Annotated in this window: 7 protein-coding genes; 2 read left to right on the plus strand and 5 right to left on the minus strand. The window is 66.7% G+C overall.

Translation table 11 applies throughout. From position 1 onward, the window contains the following. Nucleotides 1–127 precede the first annotated feature (127 nt). The 5 genes from cofG to V5A38_RS13175 all read right to left on the minus strand — a co-directional run bounded on the left by cofG (nucleotide 128) and on the right by V5A38_RS13175 (nucleotide 7,412). Entirely contained in the window at nucleotides 128–1,291 is a 1,164-nt protein-coding gene (gene cofG, locus V5A38_RS13155) for a 7,8-didemethyl-8-hydroxy-5-deazariboflavin synthase subunit CofG (protein WP_332326226.1), read from the minus strand. A gap of 58 nt (nucleotides 1,292–1,349) precedes the next feature. After that, nucleotides 1,350–1,973, minus strand: a complete 624-nt coding sequence (gene cofC, locus V5A38_RS13160; protein WP_332326220.1) for a 2-phospho-L-lactate guanylyltransferase — start codon at nucleotides 1,971–1,973, stop codon at nucleotides 1,350–1,352. Between the two features lie 15 nt (nucleotides 1,974–1,988). After that, nucleotides 1,989–3,173 (minus strand): tubulin/FtsZ family protein, encoded by a 1,185-nt coding sequence (locus V5A38_RS13165; protein WP_332326221.1) that lies wholly within the window; start codon nucleotides 3,171–3,173, stop codon nucleotides 1,989–1,991. A 160-nt stretch (nucleotides 3,174–3,333) separates the two neighbouring features. After that, a complete protein-coding gene (locus V5A38_RS13170) occupies nucleotides 3,334–6,126 on the minus strand; it encodes an AAA domain-containing protein (RefSeq protein WP_332326222.1) in 2,793 nt (930 codons plus the stop codon). 473 nt (nucleotides 6,127–6,599) lie between these two features. Then, nucleotides 6,600–7,412 (minus strand): AAC(3) family N-acetyltransferase, encoded by an 813-nt coding sequence (locus V5A38_RS13175; protein WP_332326223.1) that lies wholly within the window; start codon nucleotides 7,410–7,412, stop codon nucleotides 6,600–6,602. 366 nt (nucleotides 7,413–7,778) lie between these two features. Here V5A38_RS13175 and V5A38_RS13180 point away from each other — a divergent pair, with 366 nt between their 5' ends. Then, entirely contained in the window at nucleotides 7,779–8,027 is a 249-nt protein-coding gene (locus tag V5A38_RS13180; protein WP_332326224.1) for a hypothetical protein, read from the plus strand. 209 nt (nucleotides 8,028–8,236) lie between these two features. Continuing rightward, nucleotides 8,237–9,639, plus strand: a 1,403-nt coding sequence (locus tag V5A38_RS13185) for an FAD-dependent oxidoreductase (protein ID WP_332326225.1), incomplete at its 3' end; no start/stop codon positions are given.

Raw genomic sequence — 9,639 nt, forward strand, 5'->3', positions numbered from 1 at the left:
GTTCAGGGGCTCCCATCACCGACACGGATGGTCACGGCGGGACAGACTCACAGTACTCACTATGAGTCCCTCTTTGAGCGACGGACACTGGGTCGGCTGAATAACGAAATCCGGTTCTCAACGCCGGTCAGGACAGCGACAGCGGTCCATCCCGCCGAGCAACCCGCCGGAACCGCTCGCCGTGGACGTCTTCCTGCTCGATGCGGCGCTGAATACGGTCGGAAAGCCAGTTACCTCCCGAAACTGGCGACTCCGCAACCTGCCCATCGAACCCGTCGCGCCGCAGCGAGTCGGGGAGATAGCGGTCGTACGTCGGCAGCCGTTCGTAGAGCGGGACGCCGGCGCAGTCGGCGATATCGCGGAGCTCCTCGAGCGCCGGCCACTCGTACTCGGGGTTGATGTAGTCCTCCGTCACCGGGGAGACGCCGCCGAGGTCGTCGATGCCACAGGAAAGCAGATCGCGGGCCGGTGAGAGGTTGGGCGGCACCTGCACCGAGATCTCCTCCGGGAGCGCGACGCGTGCCATCGCGACCGCGCGGCGCATCGTTTCGATGGCGGGCCGCCCGAAATCCGAGCGCTCGTTCGGGACGACGTTCTGGACGATGACCTCCTGGATATGGTCGTAGCGTTCGTGAAGCTCGCGGATGGCGAGCAGACTCTCGGCCCGGTCGCGCCAGGTTTCGCCGATGCCGACGAGGATGCCGGTGGTGAACGGGACGCCGAGCTCCCCCGCGACTCTGAGCGTGTTGAGCCGCTGACCGGGGGTTTTGCGTCGCCCGCCCGAGTGAGCGCGCACGTCCGCGGTCGTCTCCAGCATCACGCCCATCGAGGCGTTGACCGGCGCAACCGTCGCCATCTGCTCGCGGGTCTGGTCGCCGGGGTTCGAGTGCGGGAGCAGCCCCTCCGAAAGCGCGATTTCGCAGGCCTCCCGCAGATACTCGTGGATGGAGTCGTGGCCCAGTTCGGCCAGCTGGTCGTGGATCTCGGTGTAGCGCTCGTCGGGGTCGTCGCCGAACGTGAACAGCGCCTCCGTACAGCCGGCGTCGGCGCCGACGCGACACTGGCGGCGGATCGCCTCGGGCGACATGAGCGTCGCCTCGCCGGGCACGTCGTAGTAGGTGCAGTAGGTGCACGTGTAGCGGCAGGCGGTCGTCAGCGGGAGGAAGACGTTCCGCGAGAACGTGAGCGCCGGCGCGGGCTCGACGTCCGCGGGCGAGACCGCGAGCAGGCGCTCGACAGCCTCTTCCGAGACCGAGATATCGATATCGTACGCTGCGGCGGCCGGGAACACAGTCTTACTCACGGGCCGACCAGCAAGAAGGTTTCACACGGGGCCCCAGGGGAGCGACTCACTCACGGCTCACCTCCACCCGCCCATCTGTCGTCTCCAACTCGAAGCCGGCGTCACCGAGCCAGTCTCGAGACGCGCCTTCACCGTGTAGGAACAGTTCCGTGAGGTCTCCCGGCTCGTCCACGTCGACAGCGAGCCGGTGGGAATCCACCTCACCCACCGACAGCCCCTCCTCGCGAGCGATGGCCAGATGGTCGAGATAGGAGGCGCCGTGGTAGTCGACGTGGAACGCGGAGTCACGGGCGAGGAAGGCGTTGGTGCCCCCGCCCAGTCCAGCGGCGATCACGAGATCGCCCGGCGTCGAAAAGAGCCTCACGAGTGCCTCGGGCGTCGCCAGCGCCAGGTCTGCCATCACGACTGCGGTGGGCGCTGTCTCGAGGCGTGCGTTGACGGCTTCCTGGAGCGGGCGCTCGTCGACGACCACCGGGACGTCGACGTCGAGCGGTGCGGTGGAGAGCACCGTCGGCGCTGGAATGTCGGGGTTCCCGCTGCGGGCGCGCTCGAGCACCTCGAGCACGTCCGCGAGCATCGCGCGGGAGAACTCCTGTCGCTCCTCGGCGGTGAGCACCTCCGAGAGCCGAGTCTTCGGGCGTTGGCCGGCGAACGGGACGAAAAGCTGCACGAGGGGAGTCCGGGGTTAGAACAGCGACTCGAGTTCGTCGTCGTCGTCGTTGACGAGCCCCTCGAGTTTTTGATCGCTCTCTTGCTGGATCTCCTCGATGTTCTCCTGAGCCTCGATGGCCACCTGCTGGAGCTCCTTGATGCGCGGGACGTTGTTCACGCCCGAGAGCAGAATCACCCCGGCGACGAAGTTCGCCTCGGAGACGGGGTAGTCCCCACCCCGGACCTCCATGCTGCCGGTCTGCTCTTCGAGCCACTTCCGCCCGCGCTCGATGCCTTTCCGGTTGAGGTACTTCGGCGGGCCGGCCATCACGAGCAGCGCACGCTCGGTCCCCTCGATCTCGCAGGGGAGGGTGAGCCGACCGAGCGCAGCCTTCCGAACCAGGCTGGTGATGCGGTTGGTCGTGTGTGCGGTGTCGAGTTCCTCTTCGTCCTCGCCGCCGGTGAGCCGCGAGAGGAGGCCGCCGTTACCGCCGCCGGTGTTGTCGACCTCTTCACGCGCGTAGCCGACAGTCGAGACACCGCCGCCCGCGAGCGTGTTGATAATCTCCGAGGAGTCGACGACGCTCTCGGCCACTTCCCCGCCCTGCTCGACCTCGCCAGCGCCGAACAGGATGCCGAACCGCTTGACGATCTCGTCGTTGATCTGGTCGTAGCCGCCCTGGACGGACTCGCCGGTTTTCCGCCAGGCGTCGTTGTCGAACACCATGAGGTTGTCAACCTCACGGACGAACGTCTGGAACGACCGCGCAGCGTTCAGCGTATAGATTCCTCCCTCGTCGGAGCCGGGGAGGATTCCCAGCCCATAGACGGGTTCAGTGTAGATGCGCTTCAGATGTTTCGAGATAACCGGTGCGCCGCCGCTCCCGGTGCCGCCACCGAGACCAGCGATTACGAGGAACGCGTCGACCTCGTGAACTGGAATCGAATCGATGGCGCCCTGCACCTCGTCCATGTCCTCCTCGGCGATTTCCGCGCCGAGTTCGTTGTCGGCGCCGACGCCGTGCCCTTTCACGCGGGACTGCCCGATAAGCACGCGTTGGCTTTCCGGAATATTCTCCAACCCCATGAGGTCGGCCTTGGCAGTGTTGACCGCGACAGCGGCCCGGACGATATCCGAGCCGTGTTTCTCGTCGTACCCGACGAATTTGTCGACGATTTTCCCGCCAGCCTGGCCGAACCCGATCATTGCCAGTTTCATTTGTCCAATCCCCTCGTCATCGACGGAAATCAGGAGCAACATGTACAAAAGACTTGTGGGGGAATTCGCACAGAAAATAACTACACGGGGCTGAATCGGCGGTTCAGGTCGTGTTCTCTCCGATGGGTGACTTGTCGTGGTCGGTAGTTTTAGGAGCTGCCTACCGCTGCGCCCAGTCGAGCATCCGCTGGTAGAACGGCTCCGAGCCGAGCGCGTCGGCGTCGCCGACGAGGACGAGCGCTTTTTTCGCCCGCGTTAATGCGACGTTCATCCGTCGGGGGTCATCGTAGATCGGCCCGGAGAGCTCTCCCGTCGCCACAAACGAGAGGATGATGACTTCCTTGCTGGAGCCCTGGAACCGGTCGACGGTGTCGACGGTCACATCGGTCCGCCGGCTGATCTCGGCGACCTGGGCGCGAAACGGCGCGATAACGCCGATGTCTGCGGCGTCGACACCCGCGTCGCGGAACGACGCCACGATCTCGGCCACGCGATCGGCTTCGACGGAGTTAGTGTTCCCCTTCCGCGTCCCGTCAGGGTCGATGAACGCGACCGAGTCCCGGAGCGAATCGGGGAGGACGTCTGAGTCGACGTCGGGGAGGTCGTCGATTCGCTGGGCGGCCACCTCGCGAGTGGCGGGTCGGAGCGCACCGTCGTAGAACTCCGTCGAGGAGAACGCCTGGATGCGCTGGGCCATCCGGTACTGGCGGTCCAGCATCACTGACGCCTCGGGCGCCTGTTCGTGAAGGCGCTCGAACAACGAGACGCTGAGGTCGGCCCGGTCGGTCTGCTTCGTGTCCTCGGCGTCCGGTGGCTGGTCCCCGGCAGCCGCCTGTCCAGCGTCCGCGGTCCACGGTTCGCCTCCCTCGGCCTGCACGACCGGCGGAAGCTGTTCGTGGTCACCCACCAGAACGAACCGGTCGGCGAGGTTGATCGCCGCCAGCGTCGCCGGTTCGGTGAGCTGTGAGGCCTCGTCCACCAGCGCCACGTCGAACTGCTCCTCGCGCATGATGCGGGAGCCACAGGAGGCCGTCGTCGCCGCCACCAGCGGCGCCGTTCGGAGTTCGGCGATGCGGTCGCCGGGGTCGCCGGCCCGCTCCAGCCTGAGGTCCTGCATGTCATCGCGGACGCCGGATTCGGTGCCGAACCGGACGATCTCGTCGAACCCCTGGTCCCGCACCGCCTCCAGCGCGTTATCCACGGCCCGGTTGGTGAACGCCGAGAGCAGCACGCGGTTCCCCTGCTCGACCAGCGCCCGCACGGTTCGGGCGATCGTGTAGGTTTTCCCGGTCCCTGGCGGGCCGTGAACCAGTGCGAAGTCGTCGGTGCGGGTCGCCAGGTTGACGGCTTCGTTCTGGGCCGCGTTGTTCTCGAGATACGTCTGCTGGGGGCCGGAGAACTCCGGCTCGCGTCGGCCGAACAGCACGTCCTTCCGGTCCGGGTCGCCCTTCAGTACGGCATCGTGGAGTGCGGTCAGCATCCGGTCGACCGAGAGCTCGGAGGGGTAGACGTCCAGGCGGCACACGTCGACAGGTTCGTCAGTCTCGATGACGATTTCGCTGCCCTCGGTCCCACCGCCCAAAGACTGGATCCGGCAGAGCTCCGCGTGGCCCGTGACGGGGTCGCCGTCGCTCGCCAGCGCCACGTCGCCCTCTCGGAGTTTCGAGACGGCGTCGTCGGGCTTGCGAGCGCGCAGCCGCCAGCGACCGCCCGGGAGTTCCTCACGACCCAGCGGTTCGAGGTCGATGAGCGCCCGGTCGTCCGCAGCACGCGCCTCGGCGGACTGCTCCCAGAGCTTGCGGTACTCGGCGTGTGTCTGGCGGCGCTCGGCTTCGAGGGCGCTGTAGAATCGGTCGAAGTACGCTCGCTCCTCGGGGGGGAGGGGCTGACCGATCTGGCCGGCTTTCGACTCCTGGTCGAGTCGGCCCGAGACGACCATGCAGGTGTCCTGCTCGAAGCAGTACTGGCAGTTCGCGTCGGCTTCGAAGCCGGTCGGGATGGACATGTCGTACTCCATCGCCGCCAGTTTGTTTCTGGTGCGGACGACGAACTTCAGCAGGCCTTGGCCGACGGAGAACTCCTTGGCCGGCGAGAGGTCGCCGGTCTCGTCGCCCCGGTCGAGCGCGGTGTTTTTCGTGTAGAGCAGGGTCCCGGTGTCGGCCTCGTCAGACGGTGTCTGACGGCCCGAGGGACTGCGTCCCTCGACGTCGATGCCCTGCTCATCGAGCATTAGCGCGTAGCAGGCCGCCTGCATCTTGTCCTGGAACCGCGGCTCGCGCTTGGTGTTCTTCCCCGTCTTGAGTTCGACGGGCATCCCGCGGCGCAGCGCGTCGGCGCGCCCCTTCACGCCGAAGGTGGGGGAGATGAGGGTGTACTCCGAGCGCCAACTATCCTCCTCGGTGAGTGTGCCCTGGGCGAGCCAGCCCTCGATGGCGGCGGCGTTGCGCCGCACTTCGTCGGCGACTTCATCGCGGTCGTAGCCAAGTGCGCCGAGTTCGAGCCCGGCCTCCTCGACGCGGTGGTCGATGGCGTCCTCCAGCTCCCGGCCGCGCAGGAGGTCACCAAACACCTCGTGGACGACGGTCCCCTTGACGACGGGGTAGTTGAGCGGAACGCCGGAGAGCTTGTTGAGGTAGTACATCCGCGGGCACTGCACCCACGAGCGGATGTCGGTCACGTCGACGAGGAACTCGGGTTCGACCACGACCCAGGAGTCGGGGGTGGTTTTGTACTGGACCTCGCCGCGGAACTCCTCCTTCTCGGCGTCGGTGACGAGCAGTTCCATCCCCGATTCGGCGTACTCCGCCGTTTCGGTCCACTTGTTCCAGAGCGTTACCTGGACGGGGTCGGCGGTGCCGCGTTCGGGTCTGATAGTGAACTCAACGAGCTCGGTGTTCCCGTCGCCGACGGTTCGGGGCTCGGCGACGTCGACGATGGGGCCCCGGATTCGCATTGTGGGTTGTGAGTCGGTGGCGGGGGTAAACGGTGTCGGTGCTGGTGAGATGGCGTAGATGATTTCGACAGTGGATCAGCATCGGTGACGACAAGGGCTAACAGCGTCTCGAGGCTTGCACAATTGGACAGCACCGCCTCCCGCCCAGCGGCCTCAAGCCTCCCCAGCCGGCTCGCACGGGGTTACCCCTCGCGAGCCCCTCGCGCTTACTCGCGGCATGAAGCCGCGAGCGTTTCGCGCCACCGCCGCCGCGGTTGCGGTTGGCAGCGCGCGTTCGCCACTGACGCGAACGCGCGGGGAGGTGTGGGGACTCTGCGGGCTGTGCCGGGCTTCGTGCCCGGCACTCTGCGGTCTCATTGTGCAAGCACACTCCGCGGTGACGTTGGCAGTGCTGTTTGTGGTTTCTGAATCCAAGTCCACTCACCGGTCGGAACTATCGCATCAGCGAATTCGGTTGACACACGAACAACCTCTCACCGATTCTCGGAGAACCACTCCGTCGCGAAATCAACCAGCGCAGGTTGCTCGATCAGTTTCGCCGTCGCCGCACCCACCTCATCCTCGACGACTGCGTCCGGACACGCCTCCTCGAACGCCGCACTAACTTCGGTAAAATCGTCCGAATTAACCTCTATATCCTCCCACTCCACCCACGTCCGCTCGCAGTCCTGCAGTATCGGCGCACCCTCGCTCACTCGCTCTTTCTCGAACTCGCCGCGGTACTCCGCCAGATGGAGCGACGTGTTCGTCTCGTACTCCGTCCCGAGCATCAGCACCTTCCCGTCCCGCTCGTACACTCGCGCGAGCGGCGACGCCTCACCGAGCGCGTCCTCGAACGGGTGATCCGCAACGATATCCACCGCCTCGGCGCCCCAGGCAGCAAACGAATAGAGCGGGTGACGGCTGCGCTTCGCGCCAGGATAGGTCCGGAAGCACTCCGCTACAGCGCCCATACCGCGCGTCGGCGTCACTTCCGGCCGGAACGGGGGCATTCCCTCGCGAATCTGCGGGACCCAGCCGTCCGGGACTGGCGGATTCGACCAGACCGACGGGTCGCTGTACTGCGTCGAGTGGGTCGGCATCACCAGAGACCCCTCGCCCGTGAGCACGCGCTGGAACGCGTCGACGACGGCTTGCGGCCCGCCGGCGACCCAGCCCAGTTCGCTCAGCGACGAATGAACCAGTAGCGTATCGCCCGCCTCGACGCCGAGCTCACGCAGGTCTGCGGCGATGCGGTCGACGGTGACGGGGTTCTCGACCTTTTCGACCGCCGCGTGTTCACCCATACGAGCTGGTTGTGGGCCGGCTTTAGGTGTTTTGTGGAGCGCTGTGACCGAGTCAGAGGACCGGGAGAACCAGCGCGGCGGCGTCCCGACCCGGCGCTCGTAGGAGGGGGACGCAGCCCAACCGACCGCGGTGGCACAATCGCGAGGCGACAGAGATCCGGACCGCGAGGAGAGCCATCCCGAGGGTGTAAACCGAACCCCTGTCCTTCGGCTGTGCCTGGATGGCTGGTAGTTGTTTCTCCGTGGCGGCGCGGCGACGCCGATACCCCGTCCGCGCCGGACCGTCGCGTTCAAGCGGCCGACGCTCCTGGGTATCGCCATGGACGATTTCGGGCGGGAACAAACCGAACACGGGTGGGTGTGCTGATGGTCGGATCGAGTATCACCCCCGAGGACCGGAGCCGTGCGGCGGTGCTGTTCAAAGTCGGCTTCACCCTGCTCGTCGGGCTCTCGGCGGGACTGGTCTCGATACAGGTCGACGCGAGCGTGGAGTTCACGCTCTCGGCTGTCGCCGTGGGCACCGCCATCGGTGCCGTCCTGACGTGGTTCACGCTCCGGAGCATTCGGAGCGTTCAGCCAGACGGGCTCGCCGACCGCCGGGAACGCGATCGGTAGGGCGGACGCAGGACGATCCGGAGTTCTTCCCGTAGATGCCGCAGCTGTTCCTCCCCGCTCAACGTCGTTGGCGCGCTCGGATTTCTCGTCGGCAGCCCGAAAGCGGCGAGGCGCTCTGCTACACGCCGGCCAGTCGGTTCCCCACCCAATCGCCGGGTTTCCTCGCGGTAACTCCCACAACTAAGCCGTTCACGCCCCGTCCCGTCGATATGTCTGCCCCCTTCGTCGTCGCCGGCGGCGACGCTGCCGGCCTGAGCGCCGCGAGTAAGTTCAAACGCGAGGACCCGGAGCGGGAAGTCATCGTCTTCGAGAAGGGCGAATGGGTCTCCTACGCCCACTGCGGCCAGCCCTACTACGTGAAAGGGGAGGTGGACGCGCTGACTGACCTGCTCTCGCTCTCACCCACGGAGATCGAGGCGCGAGGAATCGACCTGCGTCGCAAACACGAGGTCGTGGACGTGAACCCGGCCGCAGGCACTGTCCGGGTCGAGGACGAGGACGGCCTGGCGTTCGACCAGCCATACGACGACCTGCTCATCGCCACTGGCGGGCACGCCGTCGCCGACCCAATCGAGGGCGCCGACCTCGATGGGACGTTCACCATCCACGGCATGGACTCGGCCGCTGCGCTCCGGGCGTATCTCACGCCGCCCGCCGAGGCGGCCGTCGACGATTTCGAGACCGATATGGTCGACACCGAGTTCGTCGAGACGTACGCGGCGATGGACCCGCCCGAATCGGCGGCCATCGTCGGCGGCGGCTACGTCGGCGTCGAGATGGCCGAGGCGTTCAGCGCACACGATCTCGACGTGACGCTGTTCCAGCGCCCCGACCAGCTTCTGCCCCCGTTCGGCGAGGCGGCCGGCGAGCGGGCGGCGGACGCACTCCGTGAGGAGGGGGTGACCGTCAATCTCGGCACCGAGGTGGAGCAACTGGTCGGCGAACAGCACGTCGAGGGGGTCGTCGCGGACGGGGCGCGGATTCCAGCAGAGGTCGCTGTCGTCGGCATCGGTATCCAGCCGAACACCACCCTCGTCGCTGATGCTGGGGTCGAGCTTGGGCCTTCCGGCGCTATCGCGGTCGACGAGTACGGGTGCACCAGTATCGAGAACGTCTATGCTGCGGGCGACTGCACGGAGATGGCTCACGTCGTCACCGGCGTCGCCGACTGGGTCCCGCTCGGACTGACGGCCAACCGTGCCGGTCGGGCTATCGGGCAGACCGTCGCCGGCGACCCGGAGCCGGTCGGCGCTATCGCGGGCACGGCCGTCGTGAAAGCGTTCGAGGTAGAGTGTGGCCGAACCGGGATTCTGGATCACGAGCGCGCCAGAGAGGCTGGCTTCGACCCGATTTCGGAGACGGTGACCGCCGGCTCACGGTCGGGCTACTACCCGGGAAACGCGGCGACGGACGTGACGTTGACCGCGGACCGGAACACCGGAACGCTGCTCGGCGGCGCCATCGCCGGCGAGGACCGGGCAGCGATCCGGATCGATACGGTAGCGACGGCGCTCGAAGGCGAGATGACCGTCGCGGAGGTCGAACGGCTCGACCTCGCGTACGCGCCGCCGTTCAGCCCGGTCTGGGACCCGGTGCTGGTGGCGGCGAAGGT

Origin of the sequence: Halolamina sp. (genome assembly GCF_036626355.1) — an archaeon.
Lineage (GTDB): Archaea > Halobacteriota > Halobacteria > Halobacteriales > Haloferacaceae > Halolamina.

Bases quoted from the DNA above. Each gene is read 5' to 3' on its own strand.
- V5A38_RS13165 (WP_332326221.1), bottom strand. From the start codon at position 3,173: ATGAAACTGGCAATGATCGGGTTCGGCCAGGCTGGCGGGAAAATCGTC.
- V5A38_RS13170 (WP_332326222.1), bottom strand. From the start codon at position 6,126: ATGCGAATCCGGGGCCCCATCGTCGACGTCGCCGAGCCCCGAACCGTC.
- V5A38_RS13175 (WP_332326223.1), bottom strand. From the start codon at position 7,412: ATGGGTGAACACGCGGCGGTCGAAAAGGTCGAGAACCCCGTCACCGTC.
- V5A38_RS13180 (WP_332326224.1), top strand. From the start codon at position 7,779: ATGGTCGGATCGAGTATCACCCCCGAGGACCGGAGCCGTGCGGCGGTG.